Origin of the sequence: Pseudoalteromonas sp. LC2018020214 (genome assembly GCF_016598755.1) — a bacterium.
In the GTDB taxonomy this organism is placed as follows: Bacteria; Pseudomonadota; Gammaproteobacteria; order Enterobacterales; family Alteromonadaceae; genus Pseudoalteromonas; species Pseudoalteromonas distincta.
In genome coordinates, this window is record NZ_CP066804.1 from 2,981,583 (window position 1) to 3,002,512 (window position 20,930).

Here is a 20,930-nt window from a genome sequence, read left to right on the forward strand (position 1 = left end):
TATCAATTTGGTATACATTCAATGTCATGGGAAACCCCGATACAATGAACATGAACGCTAAATTTTTCGTTCTAAAGCAACAAGATGAGTCTAAAGCGAAGGCTGACGATCATTTTGCATTGGCAGCTCAAATTGCAGCCGATCAGTATCGAAATGGGCAGCGTGTGTTTATTTGTGTTAACGATAACGAAGCAGCCTGTGCCATTGATGAAATAATTTGGGCATTCGATCCAGATAGTTTTGTGCCACATAATTTACAAGGTGAAGGCCCTAAAGGCGGCGCACCTGTAGAAATTGGTATTACGCCACCTGTTGGCAATCGTAAAGTTTTAATTAACTTGGCTACTCAGTTACCGGATTACATTCGTCGGTTTAACCAAGTTTTTGATTTTGTACCCGTAGAACCAGCTGCTAAGCAAGCAGCCCGCGAGCGTTTTAAAAAGCTACGCCAACTCGGTGCCAATCTCACCACGCAAGATATTAATAGCTAGCCAATCAGGCAAACTAACCAACTAATTTAAGTACTTATTTAAGGTTCTGTGTAATGGATAAAACCTACAATCCGCAAGATATTGAACAGTCGCTATATCAAGACTGGGAACAAAAAGGCTACTTTAAGCCATCTGGCCAAGGCGTACCATATTCAATTATGATCCCGCCGCCAAATGTCACTGGTAGCTTACACATGGGCCACGCCTTCCAAGATACAATAATGGATACCCTAACGCGTTTTAAACGTATGCAAGGTAACAACACATTATGGCAAGTAGGTACTGACCACGCAGGTATTGCAACGCAAATGTTGGTTGAGCGTAAACTGCATGCCGAGGAAGGCAAAACACGCCACGATTTAGGCCGCGAAGATTTTATTAATAAAATCTGGGAATGGAAAAAAGAATCTGGCGGCACTATCACTAAGCAACTTCGTCGCCTTGGCGCATCGGTTGATTGGGATCGTGAACGTTTTACAATGGATGATGGTTTATCTGAAGCTGTTAAAGAAGTGTTTGTACGCCTTCATAAAGAAAACCTAATTTACCGAGGCAAACGCCTAGTAAACTGGGATCCAAAATTACACACGGCTATTTCTGATCTTGAAGTTGAAAATAAAGACAAGCAAGGCCACATGTGGAACTTACGTTACCCACTAGCTGATGGCGTTACAACACAAGACGGAAAAGACTACATAGTAGTAGCAACAACACGTCCTGAAACCATGCTTGGCGACTCGGGTGTTGCAGTAAACCCAGATGATGAGCGCTACACAGATTTAATCGGTAAAGAGATTTTATTACCCATCGTTAATCGTCGTATTAAAATTGTTGCTGACGAACATGCCGATAAAGATAAAGGCACTGGCTGTGTAAAAATAACCCCAGCGCACGACTTTAACGATAACGAAGTGGGCAAGCGTCATCAAATGCCGATGATCAACATTTTCGATAAAGACGCCGCTATTCTTACCCAAGGTGAAACATACACCTTTGACGGTAAAGAGCTTGAGTTTGATGCACCAATACCTGAGCGCCTACATGGACTTGATCGTTTTGCAGCGCGTAAAGCAATTGTGGCAGAATTTGAAGAACTAGGCCTACTAGAAAAAATTGAAGACCATGGTTTAACGGTTCCTTACGGCGATCGCTCTGGTGTGGTAATTGAGCCACTGCTTACCGACCAATGGTATGTACGTGTTGCACCACTTGCAGAACCTGCAAAAGACGCTGTTAAAAACGGCGACATTCAATTTGTACCTAAGCAATACGAAAACATGTACTTCTCGTGGATGAACGACGTACAAGATTGGTGTATTTCACGCCAGCTTTGGTGGGGTCACCGTATCCCAGCTTGGTACGACAGTGAAGGCAATGTATTTGTTGGTCGCGACGAAGCCGAAGTTCGCCGTGAAAACAACATTGCAGATAACGTAACGTTAAGCCAAGACGAAGACGTACTTGATACGTGGTTCTCGTCAGCACTTTGGACTTTCTCTACACAAGGTTGGCCTGAAAATACCGATGATTTAAAAACCTTCCACCCGTCTGACGTGCTGGTAACTGGTTTTGATATTATTTTCTTCTGGGTTGCGCGCATGATTATGATGACGCTGCACTTTGTAAAAGACGAAAATGGCAAACCACAAGTTCCGTTTAAAACCGTGTATGTAACGGGTCTGATACGTGATGATAATGGCGATAAAATGTCTAAGTCAAAAGGTAACGTTCTTGACCCACTAGACATGATTGACGGCATTGAACTTGAAGACCTAGTACAAAAGCGTACTGGTAACATGATGCAGCCAAAACTTGCCGCTAAAATCGAGAAAGATACGCGAAAAGTATTTGCAGGCGGTATTGAAGCACACGGCACCGACGCCCTTCGCTTTACACTTGCTGCAATGGCATCTACCGGTCGTGATATTAACTGGGACATGAACCGCCTTGAAGGTTACCGTAACTTCTGTAACAAATTATGGAACGCGAGCCGTTACGTATTAATGAATACAGAAGAGCAAGACTGTGGTTTTGCAAACGATGCACAAAAAGAGCTTTCATTAGCTGACCGCTGGATTTTAGGCCAATTTGAGTCAACAGTTAAAACGTACACTGAGCACCTTGATAACTACCGTTTTGACTTAGCTGCTAACACGCTTTACGAATTCACTTGGAACCAGTTCTGTGATTGGTACTTAGAGCTAACTAAGCCGGTATTATTTAAAGGTAATGAATCGCAGCAACGTGGTACACGTAATACACTTATTACCGTACTTGAAAGCTTACTACGTTTAATGCACCCAATGATGCCGTACATCACTGAAACTATTTGGCAACGTGTTGCACCTCTTGCAGGCCTTGAAACAACAAACACCAGCATTATGGTTCAGCCGTTCCCTGTATATAATGAAGCAAGCGTTGATGCTAAAGCGATGGACGACTTAGAGTGGGTTAAACAATTCATTTTAGCTATTCGTAACATTCGTGGTGAAATGGATATTAGCCCAAGTAAACCGCTTAGCGTATTACTTGCTAATGCATCAAGCGACGACGTGCGCCGCATTGAAGAAAACAAATCATTTTTAGCATCACTTGCAAAAATTGAAGAGTTTACAATGCTTGAAAACAAAGACGGGGCACCTGCATGTGCAACGTCTTATGTTGGCAACCTTGAGATCATGATCCCAATGGCAGGCTTAATTGATGTGGAAGCCGAGCTTTCGCGTATTAATAAGCAACTCGAAAAAGCAGAAAAAGGCCTAGCACAAGTGCAAAACAAACTCGCTAACGAAAAGTTTGTAAACAACGCACCTGAAGCCGTACTTGCTAAAGAAAATGCAAAACTGGCTGAGTTTAGCGATGCTAAAACTAAGTTACTTGAGCAAAAAACTAAAATAGAAAGCTTATAAGCTTTCATAAAATGCCTATTAACACTATTTAATAGGCATTAAAAAAGCCGCTCACTTTAATTAAAGTGAGCGGCTTTTTTGTGCCCAGAGCCTAAGCTCTAAGCATTTATACAAATATTAGAATTTGTAGTTGTATTGAGCGCCAATAAGTACTGCATTACCTTCTGATTCAAACTCAAATCCATCTTCTTCAAAGTTCTGAGTTTTACCACGGATAATACTTACGCCTAGATCTACGTTAGAGTTTTGATCAATTGTGTAGTTACCACCGAATGAAAGCCAGAAACGATCGGTATCTGGAATAGAGATCGACAGGTGATCTTGTGATACTGGAGACTGATCAAATGCTACACCAGCACGAAGTAATAAATCTTCGTTATATTGGTAATCTGAACCAACAGCGAAACGGTACGAATCAGAGAAGCTCTCATCTTTGTTAAATGCGCTAAACTTATCGCCTGTTGGAGCTGTTACTTGTGCTTCTAATGAATCAAAGCTACTCCAACCTGTCCATAAAATACTGTAATGAAGACCAAGTTTTTCATCTAATTGATGAGAACCTGAAAATTCAGCTATTGCAGGAAGTGTTATTTCAACAGAACCAGGTAATTCAGTTCCATTTAATCCACCAAAAGCTGTTGGTATTTGATTCGAATAATCACCTTCGAATGTAATATCTGTTTCTGTACGATAATTAAAACCAAAACGGCTGTTATCATCTAGCTGATACATTAAACCAACATTTAAAGCGTAACCTGTATCATCACCTTCCAAGTTCACAACTTCAGTGCTTGAAGCAAATGGTAAACCAGAGCCAGCATGACGCACAATTGTTGCATCAGCATAAATTACGTTTAAGCCAATACCATAGCTAAACTTTTCAGTAACTTTATAAGCAACGCTTGCATTTAAGTTAACGGTGAAGATTTCTGTTTTACCAGCAATCTGTCCTGCTGAGTAGTCATCGTCAAAGTCTGTTGATAAACCAAAGTTAGAAAATGCACCAAAACCAAGTGATACTTTATCGTTGTAAGGCATAGTAAAGTAAGCTGCTGGTACCACTGCACTTGGGGCAATGCTATCGTCATCTAATGTAGATTGATCAATACCAGTTGGCGCGCCTTCACCTTCTAAGCTTACATCTGGGATTACACCAATAGCAGCAACACTTAGTTGTTTATCTTTAAATAAAGTCATTAGTGCTGGGTTACGTGCAACTACAGATGCATCATCTGCGATAGAGGCTTCACCAGCGTATGCACGGCCTAAACCCGATGCATTTTGCTCTGATAATTGAAACGCAGCTGCAAAGCTATCAGCTGAAACAAATGCAAGCGAAGCTGCAATAAGAGTTTTAGAAAATTTCATTGTTGAGTCCTTAACCAAACTGACTGTCTGGGTACTATGTGTGTTGTTATTAGGATTTGAAACTTTGCTACACTACCTTAATTTTTTGTAAAAAACTCTATGAATGCGTCAAAAAACAGCAAAAAACATGTTATTTAACGACATTTTAACAACTATTTAAAACTCATCGGATGAGAAATGTGCTATTAGAGTTAAAGCTCTAATTGTAATTAATTATCATTTAGATTGACTTGAAATATATAGCAAATTACACTCACTATAAAATCGCAAAGGAAGTAAAACTGTGATCATTTTATTTATTATTACAGGGCTAATATTTTGTGGGGCGAGTGTATTTTGCTTTTACAAAGCAAACTACTGTGCATGCACTCAAGCAGGACAATGCGATAACCCCGTAAACCATTATTGGCTTGGAGCAATGTTAAATGCGTTGATCTCTTTAGGACTGTGTTGTTTTGCATTGCACGTAGAGTTAGGTACTTTGCTATGGCTAACACTGATGGGAAGTTGTTTTTTGGGTGCGTTTATTTCTGCAAAACAAACTAAAAAAAGGCAATGCAGTAAAACTAGTTCAACAAATGCTCTTTTAGCAGGCGAGACAAATTAATCTGATAATCAAGAGGCTTAACACTTGCTAGTATTTTCAGCTCTTGGGTGTGCTCACTTAAATCTATGTCTTTAGGTGTAACATGATGATTATGCTTAGCATTATAAAATAGCTTAATTTTAGGTTTAATAGGATTTAATACGTTCCCCTCAAGCACTAAGGCTAAACGTTCATTCGTTAATTTTACAATAGTTCCTACCGGATGGACCCCCAAGCATTTTATAAAGCGTTGTACTAGTTCACCATCAAACAAGTGTTTATTGGCTAATAAGTAGCGTAATGCATTAATAGGCTCATCACCCTCTTGGTGCATTCTATCGGCTGTCATAGCATCGTACACATCTACAATTGCCATTATACGCGCCGGGCGACTTAACTTTTCAGCCTGCAGGCCTCGCGGATAACCAGAGCCATCTAAACGCTCATGATGATTTACTATCATATCGAGCATAAGGGGAGTTATACCCTTCTCACCTTTAACTAAACCTAAACCTTGCGCAACATGCTTTTTAATTGCTGCTAGCTCGTTATTACTTAGTTTAGTTGGCTTGGAAAATATACCCTGCGGTAATTTAGCTTGGCCTAAGTCATGAAGTAACGCCCCCATTGCAAGCTCTTGTACAACAGCTTTTTCATACCCTAAGTATTTAGCAAATACAGCAGTAAAAATGGCGCAGTTGATCATATGGCGCCAGTTATAGCTATGTTTGTCTTTTATACGAGTAAGAATAGTCATAGCGTTAGCATTACGAAAAACTGAGCTGACTATCTCGCTGGCAATTTCATCAAGCACTTTTATATTAACACTCAGGCCAGATGTTAAATCGCCATATAATGATTGTAACTTTCGGCCATGCTGATCGTAATTTACAGTCGCTTTAGCAAATTCCTGTTCGATAGAAATAGCTATAGGGGTTTTTTCTACTTTTTTTTGGCTATTAGATGTTTTAGGTGCACTTTGGGGCTTATATTTGGCAGGAACTGGCGCATCACCTTTAGTAAAATCTATAAGCAGCTCGAGCACCCCTTCAGACACTAAACGCTTAATAATAGATTTGTCGCGCACCAAGCCACTGGTCTTAATTTTTATGCTATTGATCCCCTCGTGTTGTTTAGTAACGCTATCAACGTACATACCAGGGGTGAGCTCAGACACAGGCAAAGTAATTAGCATAAAGGTGAGATTTTTTACATTTAAAGTAGATGTACCTTAAATAGCATTAATTAAGCTTAAAAGTCTAGTTTTTGAGTTGTAAGTAGTGATATATAACTACAAAGGATTACTTACTGTATCACTCTTATTAGCTGTAGTGGGTAACCTTATTTTATGGATAATTAAAACCCTCTTCTATTTTCTTAATAACCTACAGCCACTTAGCACTTAAAAGGCTATTTGAGTATTATTTTTACGCTTTTAAACAAACTTAATTAACCTAATTTGAACATAATGTGGTTTTTCCTCGGTCTAAATATACACAACAGCTATAAAAATTTAAGAGCATCAACGTATATGACAAAATTAAACCACCCCGTATCAAACTTAAGTGTAGCGGCAATAAGCACCGTTTCTCCTTTGAGTCATATACTAAAAATAGCCGCTCCGCTGCTCGATAGCTTATTGGGCATCAATAAGCTGCGTGATATATACCTCTCTAATAATTTATCGGGTTTAGATAAACAAGAGTTTAGTGAAAAGCTGTTAAATGTATTAGGTATTAATGTGCTTGGTGCACAAGGTGTTATTAACAAAATACCAAAGCATGGCCCTTGCATAGTGGTATGTAATCATCCTTATGGCATGATTGAGGGCGTAATTATTGCAAATTTACTCACCCGTTATCGTAGCGATACAAAAGTAATGGCTAACGTGGGTTTAAAAATATTTAAAGAAATTAAAGACTATTTTATTTTTGCTAACCCACTAAAACCAAAAGCAGCCATTAATACCAGCGCAATAAAACAGTGTTTTAGTCATGTTAAAAATGATGGCTTACTTGTGGTTTTTCCTGCGGGAAGAGTGTCATTTTTTCAATCAGAAAAACAACGTGTAACTGACGGGCAATGGAATCGCTTAGCCGCTCAACTAGCTTTAAAAACACAAGCTCCTTTATTGCCTGTATTTATTAGCGGTCAGAATAGCTCAACCTTTTATAACTTGGGGCGTGTTTACTACCGATTTAGATTATTAATGCTAATACGCGAATTACTTAAAATTCAAAAAAGCTCTATTAGCTTAAGCGCTGGTAATTTACTTACACCCAAATTATTAAATAAGTTTGAAAAAACTGACGACATAAACGCACTTTCACGCTTGCAGTGTTACTTAAACGATGAGCGCTTTGTAACGCCTTGGCAAGAGGATAACCAATCAACACAGCTCAAAGCCATTATGCAGGAAGTTGATAAAACAAAAATGAAAAATGAGCTTGCCAACTTGCCAAGCGAGCAGCACTTAGTCGACTTTAAAGGTTACTCAGTTTATTACGGCTACCAAGAGCAAATACCTAATTGCGTTACTGAAATAACACGCCTCAGAGAAATAACCTTTCGTACATTAAACGAAGGAAGTGGCGAGCCATGCGACACTGATAAGTTTGATGCGACTTACATGCATTTGTTTATTTTTGATCATAAAAATGAAGAAATTATTGGTGCTTATAGAATTGGACAAACCGATTTATTACAAAAAAATAGCAACGTGAGCGCTCTTTATTTATCGCAAATGTTTAACTTTGAACCTTCTTTTATTAATCAGCAACAGCCGTGCTTAGAAATGGGTCGATCGTTTATAGTTCAAAAACATCAGGGCAGTTACCATGGTTTATTACTGCTATTTAAAGGGATTGGTGCGTTTATGGCGCAAAATCCACGCTATAGGACTTTATATGGCACGGTTTCATTAAGTAAACTTTATGACCCTCGTTCTGTTGCAATTATTGACCATGCAATGGTTAATAATAAACAAGGTGTTAGCGCCAATACGCCTTTTAATAATAAGCTCCACCCAGAGTTTGAAGACTTTATTAATGACCACACGTTAAATATAAGCCATGTATCAGCATTGGTTATGGGAATAGAAGAAGATAAAAAAGACATACCGATTTTATTAAAGCAATACCACAAGCTAGGCGCTCAATTTCATTGCATGGGCATTGATAGCAACTTTAATCACACGCCAGGATTACTTTTAAGTGTGCACCTACCAAGTGCGCCTGAAAAGCTACTTAGGCTCTACCTTGGTGATAAAAAGGATGATTATATAAATCACTCATAATTTTTACCTGCTGCTTAATATAGCAGGTAAAATACAGTTAACAAAAAAGTCGATGTAATTAATTACATCGACTTTTTTGTTTTTAATTATGTAATAGTTATGGCTATAAAAATATTTAGTTAAGCTGCAGCCACTTTTAAACAACCAATGCTACTAATGAGCTGAGACTGCTTATCAAAATAATTAAAACGTATAGTGTTACCAACTTTAATATGACTAATACTGACCGTCATTGCATCTTCTCTTAGCATGTTTACGCCATATTGCCCTTGTTCGGCTTTACTGTAATGAAACGCTAAAAACTGCTCACTTTCAGGATGTCTTAAATCAATAAGTTGCTTAAATTGTTGTTTACGCTTTTGTGTCACCGTTTCAAGCTCAACACCTGATGACGTAGCAAGTGGTTCAACTTGGCAGTGGATCAACTGCTTTGCATCCCACCTAACAAAAACCACGTTATTGTTATTTATCGATAGCCCATCCGGAAAAATACACAACTTAAAAGGCGCGTAGCCCGATAAATCCATGTTTTGTAATTGGTACAATGCAGGGGCTTTATTGCTCAGTAAATGAGGGATTAACAGACCTCTACTATGCTTTACCGCAGTTATATCAAATACACTTTGGTAATCATTTAATAATGCGAGTGTTTGCCCAAAATGCGATACCCCAAGCCAAGTACCTCCTCCTTGCGGATCAATGGGGAAAATTGCATTGCCCTGGTGCTTACTTGGAGCGATTGCCGTTTCTCGTGTTTTTTGCTCATCGCGATTAAAAAATAGCTCGTAGCCATCATCAGTTAAAAAGTAACTTAACGTGCACATTTTAATTTTGCATCGATTTTGGTTGTGCTGGCTGGCTATTTTCTCTTAAAAAGGTAGCTGTACTTGGTGCTAAACCAAAGCTTTGATCGAGCTGCGACTTTTGAGCAAAAGAAATTTGTGAAATCATCGCGTAATGGTGCACAGCGTGACTGCCTACAAAAATAAGCTCTCGCGCAAGTGATGTTGTTACTGTTTGTACATTTTTGCTTTTAATCGAAACTTCACTTGAAAGTAATAACGGTTTATTAAAATCATCTGGACTTAGCTGTTCAACCCACGTTGTTATTTCGGCAATTTTTTTTATTGCAGCAGTTGGAGAGTTTTCAATATCTCCTCCTCTTAAGCGGCAATCATAATCTACTTTTTGCGTGCTAAAGCCGGTCATTAAAGATTGATAATGATCGATAATATGTCGCATATGAGCTCCTGCCGAGCTAATAAAGTTAGGAGTAATGACTTGGGAATAGTCCTCTTTAGTCACACCTTCAAGATAAGCGTGTCCTTGAGCTAGTATCTCTAATTGACTATTTAACATTGAATCGGTCTTCCTCATTTATCACTAAATCTTATATGCAAAAAAGTACAACATGATTTTTGGATGCTAATTTTGCATTGTATAAATAACTAGAAAGCTGTTTTTAAAATTAACTTTCAAAGTTTTTGCAGTAAATGCATTTTTAAATACAAGAGTAATTAATAAGAAGCTAGGTAATATAGAGAGGATAATTAATACATATAAAAGCAAATGGCGCTCTCGGTAGGGATCGAACCTACAACTCAGCCTCCGGAGGGCCACGTGATATCCATTTCACCACGAGAGCACATTTGTTGCCGCCACACCAACTCGCGATATCAGTGCTTTAGCACCCGCAATGATAAAGAGATCTTTAAATAAATACCAGTAAGATCAGCTTATATGCTTATTAATTAAACTCTTTTAAATAAAACACTTCACAAAGGCTTAAAAACAAGCTATTTATTCTTATTAGATAAGAAACAGTAACGGTTTAGCAACATTAAAATTATGATTGTCGCTGTGAGGATTAGTTTAATACGAGGAAATAATGATGAGTTTAATGTCTACTGAGCAAGTCGCTGAGTTTTTAGGTGTAAAAGTAGAGCGTGTAAAACGTCTCTCTAGAGAAAGTTTATTAATTGCTAAATCTGAAGACGAGAATGGCGAACCACAATTTGATGCGGCCGAAGTAACAAAGTACAAAGAGCTCGCTGAACGCTTTGGTGGTTTGTAACTTTTATAAAAAAGTATTCGTAACAAGTTTATTTAGCTGCGCACGTAACATTATAGATTTACTAGTTATGCTGCGCTCCTCATACCAAGCAATACATAACACCAAAAAAAACAGCTTATAGTAATTTAGCTTATCTATTGATGGGTAAAACGTGCTTGTTTTATCAACGCTATTTTTATAGTTGTTTAACAGCGCTTTTTTACTTTGCTCATTAAGGTTAAAACTCACTGCAAGGGCTGCCAAATCAAAATATACATCGTTAGTTTGCGCGTACTCAAAATCAATTAAATACATGCCCGAAGCATTTACAATAATGTTATCTTTTACCAAATCGTTATGACAAAAGCCTTCATCAAATTGCATGGCTGCAACTGCTTTGAGTGCCCGTTCTATTTGAGGTTTATATTGCGTATATACGCCGGTGCTTTGATAAAAATGCAGCTCTTTAGCTATATCCATTGGCGCAGTAGACGCTTTGTAATTGTGCACTTGAGCAAGTTTATTAATAAAGCTAAGCGTTATATCCGATTGCGCTGTATTACCTTCAATATAATTAAATACCGCACGGCTATTCTTTTTATCGAGCCAAACAGGCGCAGGACATATATTAAGCTCACTTAAAAAACGCTGTGCTTCAAGCCCTATGGCTGGCCAATGGCTTTTATAACACTTTAATAAATACCCTTGTTGTTTGGTACGTATTAAAAAATTATCGTTACTAAAACCATTAAGTAGTCGCTCGCTTGAAATAACGCTCGTAGGCTCTATAAACGCCCTACACATTTTTACTAACTGATTATGCTCAATCATTAATTAAAGCTGAGCTAGCGGCTTAGCTTGGCTTTGTTCGTACTCTTCGTACCAAGTTTTAAAGCCCCACGCTGCCATAATGGTATAAAATATAAAGAGCGCAAGCGTTGGGTAATAGCCTTTTTCATAATATAAATACATGGAAGCGGCATCTATTACAATCCAGTACAGCCAGTTTTCGAGGACTTTTTTAGCAACTAAGTAGGTAGTTACTACGGCAAAACACGTTGTAAAACTATCAAGATAAGCAAAATCGGCATGCGTATAGTTTTGCATAACGTAACCAATTGTAATTGCAGCTACGGTTGTTAAACTAATTAAAACAGCATGACGGTTTATCGACCACGATGTAATATTTAAATTTTCAGCTTTGCCTTTTCTCCATACAACCCATCCAAACACAGCCATATACATATAATAAAAATTAAGTAACGACTCCATGAGCAATGCGCCATTCCAGTACATAATTGTATAAATGAGCGTGCTAAAAAATGCCGCCGGCCAACACCATAAGCTTTCCTTTATTGCCAATAATAAGTACGCCATCGACAATCCTACCGCAATGTATTCCCAATGCGACATTGCTGTAAAACCGCTTAAGGTTTGTGTTAAAAAGTCCATATTATGCAGTTACCGTTTAGTTGTGCCATTTGTTATACCAATCTGCTTATATACGGGGTCTATTTAACGTTAAGAAAATTACGCTAGAACTAGGCAAAAATTTTTGTATCTAGTTGTTCTAAATAAAAAATTTTTAACGACGTTATAGTGCAATTTAATTCGTTAAATTGATCAAAGATTTATGCAGATTGGTATTATAGATTATTCAGGCGATAAGTCGCCAGAGAGAAACTTACATACAAAAATAGCTTTACCAAATTCTTCATATGAGCGCTTAATTTCGGTATTTAACACCTGCATTACTAAATCATAATCACCAAAAATTTGCGTTGATAGCGTATTAGTAATCACTTTTAAATTTTCGTATTCGTTTAAGCGGTCAATAAAGCCTTTAATAAACGGAATGTAATCTTGGTGAAGTGGATATTTACTGATCTCTACTGATAATTTCATTTTAAACTCTACTTTTTAATTATTTGATTTAAACAAATCATTCAATGCCAGTTCAATACAGTGTAAAATTATACTAACACTCAATTTAACTGAGCTTATTATGGCACGCAGAATAACGTATACATTTAAAAACCAACCGCGCGAAATTAACTTCGCAAAAGATAAATACCACGACATGTATCAAGCTATTGCTGCTGCCGAGGGTATTGATTTAACAAATTACTTAAACATGGTACGCCAAATAGAAATGACCTCAAAAGGGTCTGCTTCTGTTCGTAACTTTCGCGACCAAGAATTTGCCCGTATGGGCTTTAGCGACATTTACTTTATAAAAGAGTAATTATACCCAATTGGTATACGCTAAAAACTAACTATGGCTGATACTCATAACTTACGCGTGGTGTAATATTACATAATAGCTCGTAAGGAATAGTATCAGCGCACAGTGCTATTTCTTCAACTGGTAGCTCAGGGCCCCACATAGTGACTCTGTCGCCAACTTTAATATTATGCTCATTAGCGCCTATATCAACGCTGATCATGTCCATAGCTACGCTTCCTACAATACCATAACGCTGCTCACCAATTATTACCGGTGTCCCCTCTTTAGCATGCCGAGGATAACCATCGCCATAACCCATAGCTACAACAGCTAACTTGGTTGGTTTATCGCTTTTCCAACGACCACCATACCCAACAGCCTCATTAGCAGGCACATCTCGTACTGCAATTACGCGCGTAGTTAAGCGCATAACTGGTTTTAATTTGTGTTGCTGCCCAATACTATTTGCCATTGGCGATACACCATATAACATAAGCCCAGGACGTACCCAATCGCCATGACCGCTCGGCCAGGCAATAATACCAGCAGAATTTGATAAACAATGCGCTTGATCAATGCCATTCACTAAATTATCAAACAACGTAATTTGCTGAACCGTTTTAGCATTATCAACGTCATCAGCACACGAAAAGTGGGTCATTAAATTAACGGAATTTTTAGCGTTAGGTGTTTTTTGTAAGCGGTTATAAAACGCTTCAAACTGCTCTGGCGCAATACCTAATCGATGCATACCTGTATTTACTTTTAACCAGCATGTTATTGGTGCATCTAGCTTTGCTTTTTCAAGCGCTGCTAATTGGTACTCATCGTGAATAATAGTTTGAAAATTGTTGGCGAGCAGAATCGGTAAGTCGGCTTTGTTAAAAAAACCTTCTAGTAAAACAATTGGCTTTGTTAAGCCCCCAGCTCGAAGGGCGAGCCCTTCATCTATACGTGCCACAGCAAATGCGTCAGCATTATTTAAATGCTGCGCAATCGTTACTAATCCATGCCCGTAAGCATTTGCTTTTAGCACCGCCATCACTTTGCTGTTAGGTGCAAAGCCCTTAACTTGCGCTAAATTATGCGCAAGTGCCGTTAAGTTAATTTCAGCAGTCGCTAAGCGCATTAGTAATCGTCATCTACCGCTGGTCCCGCGTAATTATCAAAGCGAGAAAATTGACCTTGGAATGTTAAACGCACTTTACCAATTGGGCCGTTACGTTGTTTACCTATGATAATTTCAGCAATACCTTTATCAGTACTGTCTTCGTTGTAAACTTCATCACGGTAAATAAACATGATTAAATCGGCATCCTGCTCGATCGACCCTGACTCACGTAAATCTGAGTTAATTGGGCGTTTATCAGCACGTTGCTCTAGCGTACGGTTTAGCTGTGAAAGCGCGACAACCGGACATTTTAGCTCTTTTGCTAGTGATTTAAGTGAACGCGAAATTTCAGCAATTTCAAGCGTTCGGTTATCAGCAAGGCTAGGTACACGCATTAGCTGCAAGTAATCGACCATGATCATACTAATGCCACCGTGGTCACGCGCAATACGACGTGCACGAGAGCGAACATCGGTAGGTGTTAAGCCCGAGGCATCATCAACATACATTTTGCCTTTTTCCATCAACAAGCCCATTGTTGATGAAAGTCGCGCCCAATCGTCATCATCTAACTGACCTGTACGTACCTTAGTTTGGTTAATACGGCCAAGAGACGCTAACATCCTCATCATAATTTGTTCTGAAGGCATCTCTAGCGAGTAAATTAGCACGGGTTTGTCTTGAGTCATTGCGGCATGTTCTGCAAGGTTCATCGCAAAGGTGGTTTTACCCATTGAAGGACGCGCTGCCACAATAATTAAGTCAGACGGCTGCAGGCCTGTCGTCATTTTATCAAGATCGGCATAACCTGTACTTACACCCGTTACACCATCTTGTGGCGATTGATAAAGCTCTTCTATTTTATCAACGGTTTTTTCGAGTATGTTATGAATACTTTGCGGGCCTTCCGTACTTTTTGTACGTTGCTCGGCAATTTTAAATACTTTGCTTTCGGCAAAGTCGAGTAAGTCGTGACTAGTACGCCCTTCGGTATTAAAACCCGCTTCGGCTATTTCATTTGCCACGCCAATCATTTCACGTACAACAGCACGCTCACGTACAATGTTTGCGTAGGCATCAATGTTGGCTGCACTTGGCGTATTTTTAGCAATTTCGGCTAAGTAAGCAAAACCACCAATACCTGCAAGTTTATTATTTTTTTCTAAACTTTCAGAAATAGTGATTAAATCTATCGGATCGCCAATCTCAGCAAGTGCCGTCATCGCCTCAAAAATTAACTTGTGCGTGCGGGTATAAAAATCCTGTGATACAACAAGCTCAGCTACGCGGTCAAAAGCTTGGTTATCAAGCATTAAGCCACCTAAAACAGATTGTTCAGCTTCTATTGAATGGGGAGGAACTTTAAGAGTATCGACTTGCTTATCTGGTTTGGCCATAACTTCACAGTAGTAAAATTGAATGGCTCTATTCTATCGACTTGCAGGGGCTGTGCAAATAGAAAAGCAGGAAATCTTTCCTGCTTTTTGTAATCGTGATGGGGAATGAGTGTTATTTGGTACGAAGCTCTATTCGTCCACTTATGGTATCCATTTCGACATTTGCATTACCGCCATTAATACTAAACTCTAAATCACTGGCTGGGCCATATTTAGCTTTACTGACTTTGTCACTACTGACTTTGTTAATGATTTTACCATTAGCATGGGCTTTAATTTCAAACTTTGCTGATACACTTTGTGGGAAATAAAAGTCGGCATCACCACTTACTGATTCAAAACGTACATCACCGCCTTTTAAAAGCTCGTTAATCTGTACTTCTGCTTCGCCATTGACCGTATTAATACGTAGGTTTTTAATAGCCGATAGCGTAAATTCTATATCGCCATTTACGTTTTCAAGGCGTACATCATTAGCGCTTGAAGTTGATTTAATATCACCATTAACAGCGCTAAAACGCAACTCACCACTTGATTGCCTATCGTTAATTTCACCATTTACGGTTTCAAACTGAATATTCCCGTTTAAGTTCTCAGCGTTCACATCACCATTTACAGTGGTGAGCTTAATGTTGCCAGTAATATCATCTACCGTAATTTCGCCGTTAACCACATCAACTTCTGCGCCGTTTTTAAGCTCCTTTGCAGTCACCGATACATTAACGCCAGCAAACTCTAAACTACTGCTTTTAGGCATAAATATAGTTAGGTTTGAGCCGTCACCACTATTTCCCCAATTTGATTTACGGGGCATTTTTACAATAAACTGTGTTTTATCACCACTTGTTTTAAGCTCATAACCCTGTGCTTTATCATCAAGCTCGCCAGATACTTTAAATTCGTTTTTATCCCAGCCTGTAATATGTATATCACCGCGTTGGTTTTCAATCAAAATAGTGCCGCCACTTGGTACGTCTATTTGCTTATCTATTTTTTCACCCGCAAATGCCGCCAGTGGAAATAAGCTCAGTCCTAATAAAATCGCTTTCATATCGTACTCCTAAATGTGCTGCCAACGTGGCGCGTGCACCTTGTTAATTAAATCAAGTTGTTGTTGATATATTTGCGCTAACATTGTCAGTAGCGCTTGGTTTTGTGGTTCGTTTTCAAGAGCTTGCTTTATTGCTTGCTCAGCTTCTTCAAGTTCTTGTAGTTGCGTTTGCCAGTTAGTGGTTAATGCTTCTTTATTTTCGTATTCAACTAACAAACTATTTTTTTGAGCCGAAAAGTAATCACTTATAGCCACTACGGGCTGTGGTTCAGGTGCTATAACAAATATATTAACAGCAATTAAAGCAGCCACAGTACACGCTGCTATTGCCGTTAGTTTTGGCCAAATAATAGTGCTGTTTGGGTTCTGCTTATTATTAACAATTGCTCGCTCAATCCCCGCCCATAAATCTTTTTGTGGCGTAATTTCTTTATCAAGCGTGTTTAATGACTTATTTAAGTAGTCGTTAAAGTTTGGTTTACTCATTTTCATACCACTCTTGTAATAACTGCCTAGCACGATGATATTGTGACTTACTTGAACCAACAGCCATACCTAATTGCTCCGCGATTTCCTCGTGCCTGTAACCTTCAATAGCAAATAATACAAATACCATACGTGCGCGCTCAGGAAGCCTTACTATTAACTTATCGAGGCCATTTAAGCCTTTGCAGTCGTTAGCTGATTGCTCATCCATACCGCTGTGTTCAATACTTACTACTTTTTGTAACCAGTTTTTTTGCTTGCGCAGGTAACTTATCGCTACATTACTGGCAACACTATATAGCCAAGTAGAAAACTGCGAACGCCCATCAAATAATGCTATTTTATGCCATACCTGTACAAATACCTCTTGGGCGGCGTCCTCGGCGTGTGCTTGGTCTGCTAATAAGCGTAAACATAAACCGTATACTCGTTTTATATGTAACTCATAAAGCGTTGTGTATGCGCCTTGATCACCCGATTTAACTCGCTCAATGAGTGCAGCTTCGCACAAAGGCGCTGGTTCGGGTTTAACGTGTAACATCCGTGATGCCGCCTTTTAATTATTATTGTTGAGTTGCTATTTAAGTGTATTGATAAGTTAGACGTAATGACAGTTCGAAAAGGTTTAAAAAGAATGGAAAAATAATTGAATAAAAAGGGGCTTATACGAGGTTTTATACCAATTCGCTTAATTAAGTGATCTATTTTGAGGATGGAAAAACGTGTTGATAGCTAGACAAAAAATTCGCTATTTAGTTGTTCTAAATGAGAATTTTTTAACACAGGTAGCGACACGTTTAGCCCCGCAAAATGATTAAGTATTATTGCGGATTGGTATTATTTAACTATGCCCTCAACTAATTAAAGTTAGCCAAACTATAGGCACAAAAAAGCCGTGCTAATAGCACGGCTTTTTTAGCTTAATTAAAAATTAAGCTTCAGCGATTACGATTACTTTGATAGTAGCCGTTACGTCTGAGTGAACTGAAATTGATACGTCAAATTCACCAGTCTCACGGATAGTACCTAGAGGCAAACGAACTTCTGACTTAGCAACTTCAACACCAACAGCTGAGATAGCGTCAGCGATGTCACGAGTACCGATTGAACCGAATAACTTACCTTCGTCACCAGCTTTAGATACTAATGTAACTTCTGCTAATGCTTCTAGTTTTTCAGCGCGTGCTTGTGCAGCAACTAACTGTTCAGCGATTTTCGCTTCAAGTTCTGCACGACGAGCGTCAAACGTTTCAATGTTAGCTTTAGTCGCAGGAACTGCCTTACCTTGCGGGAAAAGGAAGTTACGTGCGAAACCAGATTTAACTACAACCTGTTCACCTAGGCTACCTAGGTTAGCGATCTTATCTAGTAGAATAACTTGCATGTTTCTACACCTTTTAAAAACTGTTAATCCGCTGCTTACTTATGTAAGTCAGTGTATGGAAGAAGGGCTAAGTAGCGAGCACGCTTAATAGCAGTTGCTAGCTGGCGCTGGTATTTAGCGCTAGTACCTGTGATACGGCTAGGTACGATTTTGCCACTTTCTGTAACATAGTTTCTAAGAGTAGCTAGATCTTTGTAATCGATTTGTTGTACGCCTTCCGCTTTAAAGCGGCAGAACTTACGACGTCTGAAATAACGTGCCATGAGATTAATTCCTCAAATAATTCTTTCTATATGCTGAGCATGCAAAACCAATTGGCTAAGGCCGTTACGACCTTCGTGGCGATTTAAAAAACCACTCACTTGCAATGCCTGCCCAACGTGCAAATGTTGAGTCTGTTGTTGCATTTGCTTTCCACTGGCAACTACCTGAAGCCTCACATAACTATTACGGTTAAGGTCTGCTTCGGTTTGCATTGATTTATGTTCTACAACAAAAATACAATGCGGGATGCCAGCAGGGCTTTGGCTAAACTTGGGAGTTTTACAAACTACCCCAGATATAACCAGCTGATTCATATATGGGCTAACCATTATAATAACTGCTGACTACATGCCATGCTAGGACTCAAAACAATTAAGCAGCTGGTGCTTCTTTCTTCTCTTCTCTTGCAAGAGGAGACGCTTCAGTTACAGCATTTTTAGTACGCATAACTAAGTTACGAAGCACTGCATCGTTGTAGCGGAAAGTAGTTTCTAGCTCGCTGATTACTTCAGTAGGTGCTTCAACGTTCATAAGAACATAATGAGCTTTATGAAGCTTGTTGATTGGGTAAGCCAGTTGACGGCGGCCCCAGTCTTCAAGACGGTGGATAGTACCACCAGCTTCAGTGATAGAACCAGTATAACGTTCGATCATACCAGTTACTTGCTCACTCTGATCAGGGTGAACCATGAATACGATTTCGTAATGACGCATGGATATTCCTTACGGTTAATAGAGCCTTCTACCGTTTCGGCCGGTCGGTTTAAGGCAAGGAATTAATAGTTTAAAAGCCGAAATGAGCGCGCATTTTACGCTTAGACGGATAATTAAGCAAGCAGGTTTTTTAAGCTTTTATAGATAAGAGTTTAAAGGCAATTATTGCGAGCTTCGCTCATCCCGTTAGCAAGCCGTAGGCCTAAAGGAAAAGCTAAACTCGCAGTTTAATATTTATCATATACGCCAAGCTTGCGCGCGTAAAAAAGCGCAGCTTTGAATTACTTAAGTCTAACACCTGCCTCAAAATATAAGTATTTACTCAAACTTAAAGCCGTGCAATTATTGAGCAATACATTATTAAATAAGGATATTTATGAAGCTCTTACTATCGCTTGTATTAATACTTACTTTTAGTACACCATTTTTAAGCCACGCAAAAACCAATACAACTGACATAACCGTTGGTAAAAAAGTCATTCTGCAATCAAAAATACTTAACGAAGACAGACCCATTAAAATTTTCATACCTGACACCGTAAAAGATGACCAACCGCTTTATGTTATTTATTTACTTGATGGTGTTGAGCACTTTCATACGGCGTCTGGGGTTATAAAATCCTTAGTTGATTACGAGCAGATACCTAACGCAATGCTCGTTGGTATTGATACAACTAACCGTGTTCGCGATTATTTACCAAAAGTAGAAGGTGAACCTAAAACAGAGTTTCAAACTTTTGTTAAAAACAAATGGCCTGAAGCTGGGCAAACTGACGAGTTTTTAAAGTTTGTTTCTGACGAACTTATGCCATACATAAATTCTAACTACTCAACTAACGGCTACAACACCTTAATTGGCCACTCTAATGCAGGTACTTTAGCGCTTTATACTTTAGTTAATCAGCCTGAGTTATTTAATAACTATATAGCTATAAGCCCAAACAGTTGGTGGAGTGATGAAGAATTAAAAAATAATATTATAAAATACACTAAAAATCCTAAAGGCGGTCAATCGTTATTTATTAGTGTAGCAAGTGAAGGGTCACGCTTTTATACAGGTGTATTAAATACTTTGGTAAATTTAGAACAACAAATGCCAACACAGCTAAAATGGGAATATAAGCATTACCCTACTTTTAGTCATATGGGCACCATACTACCAGCCCTTAGCGATAGCCTAATTCACTTATTTGGCGACCTAATTTTTAGCGTTACTGACGAGCACGGAAGATTTGCTGATGTATCGCTTATTACAGGTTACTACCAAGCACTGAGTGATAAATATGGGTTTGAGCTTAAAATTCCACAAGATGTATATGTAGAATTTGCTCATAGCCAGCAAAAATTTGGTAACACAGCTAAAGCTATTACCACGCTTAAACACTTTACTACCCATTACCCTAATGCAGCCTATTCTCACATGCGTTTATCGCAAGGCTATACTGAAAATAAGCAGTTCAAAGAAGCCGTCACTAGTATGAAACACGCATTAGAACTTGCTAAGCAAAACTCGCGAGATCCGATGTTAGTTGATGCACTCAAAGATATGGTGAATGAAGCACAAAAGAATTTGTAACTGATTTAACGCAAAGCA

The 20,930-nt window shown here is 38.8% G+C and carries 23 protein-coding genes and 1 tRNA gene; 7 read left to right on the forward strand and 17 right to left on the reverse strand.

What is annotated here, in order from left to right; translation table 11 throughout:
- Positions 1–44: 44 nt before the first annotated feature.
- Both JG479_RS13205 and JG479_RS13210 read left to right on the forward strand, forming a co-directional pair.
- Positions 45–491, forward strand: coding sequence for a DNA polymerase III subunit chi (locus JG479_RS13205; protein ID WP_002962020.1), 447 nt, complete (start codon positions 45–47; stop codon positions 489–491).
- Positions 492–544: 53 nt separating this feature from the next.
- Positions 545–3,400 carry a valine--tRNA ligase gene (locus JG479_RS13210; protein WP_039490275.1) on the forward strand — a complete coding sequence of 952 codons (2,856 nt, stop codon included), beginning with the start codon at positions 545–547 and terminating at the stop codon, positions 3,398–3,400.
- 117 nt (positions 3,401–3,517) lie between these two features.
- Here JG479_RS13210 and JG479_RS13215 read toward each other — a convergent pair whose 3' ends face one another.
- Positions 3,518–4,768 (reverse strand): outer membrane protein transport protein, encoded by a 1,251-nt coding sequence (locus tag JG479_RS13215; protein ID WP_039490273.1) that lies wholly within the window; start codon positions 4,766–4,768, stop codon positions 3,518–3,520.
- A 283-nt stretch (positions 4,769–5,051) separates the two neighbouring features.
- Here JG479_RS13215 and JG479_RS20140 point away from each other — a divergent pair, with 283 nt between their 5' ends.
- Positions 5,052–5,375 carry a hypothetical protein gene (locus JG479_RS20140; protein ID WP_076914930.1) on the forward strand — a complete coding sequence of 108 codons (324 nt, stop codon included), beginning with the start codon at positions 5,052–5,054 and terminating at the stop codon, positions 5,373–5,375.
- On the opposite strand, the gene JG479_RS13220 is transcribed toward JG479_RS20140, so the two are convergent.
- Positions 5,335–6,549: an HD-GYP domain-containing protein gene (locus JG479_RS13220; protein ID WP_039490270.1), complete on the reverse strand. Its 1,215-nt coding sequence runs from the start codon at positions 6,547–6,549 to the stop codon at positions 5,335–5,337. The two genes, JG479_RS20140 and JG479_RS13220, sit on opposite strands and share 41 nt — an antisense overlap.
- A 336-nt stretch (positions 6,550–6,885) precedes the next feature.
- On the opposite strand from JG479_RS13220, the gene JG479_RS13225 reads away from it, so the two are divergent.
- Positions 6,886–8,649, forward strand: coding sequence for a lysophospholipid acyltransferase family protein (locus JG479_RS13225; RefSeq protein WP_200219478.1), 1,764 nt, complete (start codon positions 6,886–6,888; stop codon positions 8,647–8,649).
- Positions 8,650–8,768: 119 nt separating this feature from the next.
- Here the strand turns inward: JG479_RS13225 and JG479_RS13230 are convergent, their stop codons facing one another.
- From JG479_RS13230 to JG479_RS13240, 3 genes are all read right to left on the reverse strand, one after another.
- Positions 8,769–9,473, reverse strand: coding sequence for an NRDE family protein (locus tag JG479_RS13230; RefSeq protein WP_002963038.1), 705 nt, complete (start codon positions 9,471–9,473; stop codon positions 8,769–8,771).
- Position 9,474: 1 nt separating this feature from the next.
- Complete coding sequence (locus tag JG479_RS13235) at positions 9,475–10,026, reverse strand: DinB family protein (protein WP_325101147.1); 552 nt, start codon at positions 10,024–10,026, stop codon at positions 9,475–9,477.
- Between the two features lie 193 nt (positions 10,027–10,219).
- Positions 10,220–10,294: transfer RNA gene (locus JG479_RS13240), tRNA-Arg, on the reverse strand.
- A 246-nt stretch (positions 10,295–10,540) separates the two neighbouring features.
- Here JG479_RS13240 and JG479_RS13245 point away from each other — a divergent pair.
- Positions 10,541–10,723, forward strand: coding sequence for a hypothetical protein (locus tag JG479_RS13245; RefSeq protein WP_039490259.1), 183 nt, complete (start codon positions 10,541–10,543; stop codon positions 10,721–10,723).
- 3 nt (positions 10,724–10,726) lie between these two features.
- Here the strand turns inward: JG479_RS13245 and JG479_RS13250 are convergent, their stop codons facing one another.
- From JG479_RS13250 to JG479_RS13260, 3 genes are all read right to left on the reverse strand, one after another.
- Entirely contained in the window at positions 10,727–11,533 is an 807-nt protein-coding gene (locus JG479_RS13250) for a phosphotransferase (RefSeq protein WP_197121395.1), read from the reverse strand.
- 3 nt (positions 11,534–11,536) lie between these two features.
- Positions 11,537–12,154 (reverse strand): nicotinamide riboside transporter PnuC, encoded by a 618-nt coding sequence (gene pnuC, locus JG479_RS13255; RefSeq protein ID WP_002963042.1) that lies wholly within the window; start codon positions 12,152–12,154, stop codon positions 11,537–11,539.
- Positions 12,155–12,355: 201 nt separating this feature from the next.
- Positions 12,356–12,607 (reverse strand): hypothetical protein, encoded by a 252-nt coding sequence (locus JG479_RS13260; protein WP_002963043.1) that lies wholly within the window; start codon positions 12,605–12,607, stop codon positions 12,356–12,358.
- Positions 12,608–12,707: 100 nt separating this feature from the next.
- On the opposite strand from JG479_RS13260, the gene JG479_RS13265 reads away from it, so the two are divergent.
- Positions 12,708–12,947 carry a DUF2960 domain-containing protein gene (locus JG479_RS13265; RefSeq protein ID WP_002963045.1) on the forward strand — a complete coding sequence of 80 codons (240 nt, stop codon included), beginning with the start codon at positions 12,708–12,710 and terminating at the stop codon, positions 12,945–12,947.
- A 31-nt stretch (positions 12,948–12,978) separates the two neighbouring features.
- On the opposite strand, the gene alr is transcribed toward JG479_RS13265, so the two are convergent.
- The 9 genes from alr to rpsF form a co-directional block, all read right to left on the reverse strand.
- Positions 12,979–14,058 (reverse strand): alanine racemase, encoded by a 1,080-nt coding sequence (gene alr / locus JG479_RS13270; RefSeq protein WP_002963048.1) that lies wholly within the window; start codon positions 14,056–14,058, stop codon positions 12,979–12,981.
- Positions 14,058–15,437: a replicative DNA helicase gene (gene dnaB / locus JG479_RS13275; protein ID WP_002963050.1), complete on the reverse strand. Its 1,380-nt coding sequence runs from the start codon at positions 15,435–15,437 to the stop codon at positions 14,058–14,060. Before dnaB ends, alr begins: the two co-directional genes overlap by 1 nt.
- 112 nt (positions 15,438–15,549) lie before the next feature.
- On the reverse strand, positions 15,550–16,488 hold the full coding sequence (locus JG479_RS13280) for a DUF4097 family beta strand repeat-containing protein (protein WP_200219480.1): 939 nt from the start codon (positions 16,486–16,488) through the stop codon (positions 15,550–15,552).
- 9 nt (positions 16,489–16,497) lie between these two features.
- On the reverse strand, positions 16,498–16,980 hold the full coding sequence (locus JG479_RS13285) for a hypothetical protein (protein ID WP_024596807.1): 483 nt from the start codon (positions 16,978–16,980) through the stop codon (positions 16,498–16,500).
- A complete protein-coding gene (locus tag JG479_RS13290; protein WP_039490247.1) occupies positions 16,967–17,515 on the reverse strand; it encodes an RNA polymerase sigma factor in 549 nt (182 codons plus the stop codon). The genes JG479_RS13285 and JG479_RS13290 overlap by 14 nt, the downstream gene beginning before the upstream one ends.
- A 390-nt stretch (positions 17,516–17,905) precedes the next feature.
- Complete coding sequence (rplI, locus tag JG479_RS13295) at positions 17,906–18,358, reverse strand: 50S ribosomal protein L9 (RefSeq protein ID WP_002962755.1); 453 nt, start codon at positions 18,356–18,358, stop codon at positions 17,906–17,908.
- A 35-nt stretch (positions 18,359–18,393) separates the two neighbouring features.
- The gene (rpsR, locus tag JG479_RS13300) at positions 18,394–18,621 is read right to left on the reverse strand and encodes a 30S ribosomal protein S18 (RefSeq protein ID WP_002962753.1); all 228 of its coding nucleotides are present in this window, start codon (positions 18,619–18,621) and stop codon (positions 18,394–18,396) included.
- Between the two features lie 12 nt (positions 18,622–18,633).
- Positions 18,634–18,951: a primosomal replication protein N gene (gene priB, locus JG479_RS13305; protein ID WP_004588456.1), complete on the reverse strand. Its 318-nt coding sequence runs from the start codon at positions 18,949–18,951 to the stop codon at positions 18,634–18,636.
- Between the two features lie 43 nt (positions 18,952–18,994).
- A complete protein-coding gene (gene rpsF / locus JG479_RS13310) occupies positions 18,995–19,336 on the reverse strand; it encodes a 30S ribosomal protein S6 (RefSeq protein ID WP_002962750.1) in 342 nt (113 codons plus the stop codon).
- A 376-nt stretch (positions 19,337–19,712) separates the two neighbouring features.
- Here rpsF and JG479_RS13315 point away from each other — a divergent pair, with 376 nt between their 5' ends.
- The gene (locus JG479_RS13315) at positions 19,713–20,912 is read left to right on the forward strand and encodes an alpha/beta hydrolase-fold protein (protein WP_200219481.1); all 1,200 of its coding nucleotides are present in this window, start codon (positions 19,713–19,715) and stop codon (positions 20,910–20,912) included.
- Positions 20,913–20,930 lie beyond the last annotated feature (18 nt).

What these genes read in the sequence shown, in the direction of transcription:
- JG479_RS13315 (WP_200219481.1), top strand. Translation starts at nt 19,713, where the DNA reads ATGAAGCTCTTACTATCGCTTGTATTAATACTTACTTTTAGTACACCA.
- JG479_RS13245 (WP_039490259.1), top strand. Translation starts at nt 10,541, where the DNA reads ATGAGTTTAATGTCTACTGAGCAAGTCGCTGAGTTTTTAGGTGTAAAA.
- JG479_RS13285 (WP_024596807.1), bottom strand. Translation starts at nt 16,980, where the DNA reads ATGAAAATGAGTAAACCAAACTTTAACGACTACTTAAATAAGTCATTA.
- JG479_RS13280 (WP_200219480.1), bottom strand. Translation starts at nt 16,488, where the DNA reads ATGAAAGCGATTTTATTAGGACTGAGCTTATTTCCACTGGCGGCATTT.
- rpsF (WP_002962750.1), bottom strand. Translation starts at nt 19,336, where the DNA reads ATGCGTCATTACGAAATCGTATTCATGGTTCACCCTGATCAGAGTGAG.
- JG479_RS13225 (WP_200219478.1), top strand. Translation starts at nt 6,886, where the DNA reads ATGACAAAATTAAACCACCCCGTATCAAACTTAAGTGTAGCGGCAATA.
- pnuC (WP_002963042.1), bottom strand. Translation starts at nt 12,154, where the DNA reads ATGGACTTTTTAACACAAACCTTAAGCGGTTTTACAGCAATGTCGCAT.
- JG479_RS13220 (WP_039490270.1), bottom strand. Translation starts at nt 6,549, where the DNA reads ATGCTAATTACTTTGCCTGTGTCTGAGCTCACCCCTGGTATGTACGTT.
- dnaB (WP_002963050.1), bottom strand. Translation starts at nt 15,437, where the DNA reads ATGGCCAAACCAGATAAGCAAGTCGATACTCTTAAAGTTCCTCCCCAT.
- JG479_RS13205 (WP_002962020.1), top strand. Translation starts at nt 45, where the DNA reads ATGAACATGAACGCTAAATTTTTCGTTCTAAAGCAACAAGATGAGTCT.
- JG479_RS13265 (WP_002963045.1), top strand. Translation starts at nt 12,708, where the DNA reads ATGGCACGCAGAATAACGTATACATTTAAAAACCAACCGCGCGAAATT.
- JG479_RS13260 (WP_002963043.1), bottom strand. Translation starts at nt 12,607, where the DNA reads ATGAAATTATCAGTAGAGATCAGTAAATATCCACTTCACCAAGATTAC.
- JG479_RS13235 (WP_325101147.1), bottom strand. Translation starts at nt 10,026, where the DNA reads ATGAGGAAGACCGATTCAATGTTAAATAGTCAATTAGAGATACTAGCT.
- JG479_RS13230 (WP_002963038.1), bottom strand. Translation starts at nt 9,473, where the DNA reads ATGTGCACGTTAAGTTACTTTTTAACTGATGATGGCTACGAGCTATTT.
- JG479_RS13215 (WP_039490273.1), bottom strand. Translation starts at nt 4,768, where the DNA reads ATGAAATTTTCTAAAACTCTTATTGCAGCTTCGCTTGCATTTGTTTCA.
- priB (WP_004588456.1), bottom strand. Translation starts at nt 18,951, where the DNA reads ATGGTTAGCCCATATATGAATCAGCTGGTTATATCTGGGGTAGTTTGT.
- alr (WP_002963048.1), bottom strand. Translation starts at nt 14,058, where the DNA reads ATGCGCTTAGCGACTGCTGAAATTAACTTAACGGCACTTGCGCATAAT.
- rplI (WP_002962755.1), bottom strand. Translation starts at nt 18,358, where the DNA reads ATGCAAGTTATTCTACTAGATAAGATCGCTAACCTAGGTAGCCTAGGT.
- JG479_RS13290 (WP_039490247.1), bottom strand. Translation starts at nt 17,515, where the DNA reads ATGTTACACGTTAAACCCGAACCAGCGCCTTTGTGCGAAGCTGCACTC.
- rpsR (WP_002962753.1), bottom strand. Translation starts at nt 18,621, where the DNA reads ATGGCACGTTATTTCAGACGTCGTAAGTTCTGCCGCTTTAAAGCGGAA.
- JG479_RS13250 (WP_197121395.1), bottom strand. Translation starts at nt 11,533, where the DNA reads ATGATTGAGCATAATCAGTTAGTAAAAATGTGTAGGGCGTTTATAGAG.
- JG479_RS13210 (WP_039490275.1), top strand. Translation starts at nt 545, where the DNA reads ATGGATAAAACCTACAATCCGCAAGATATTGAACAGTCGCTATATCAA.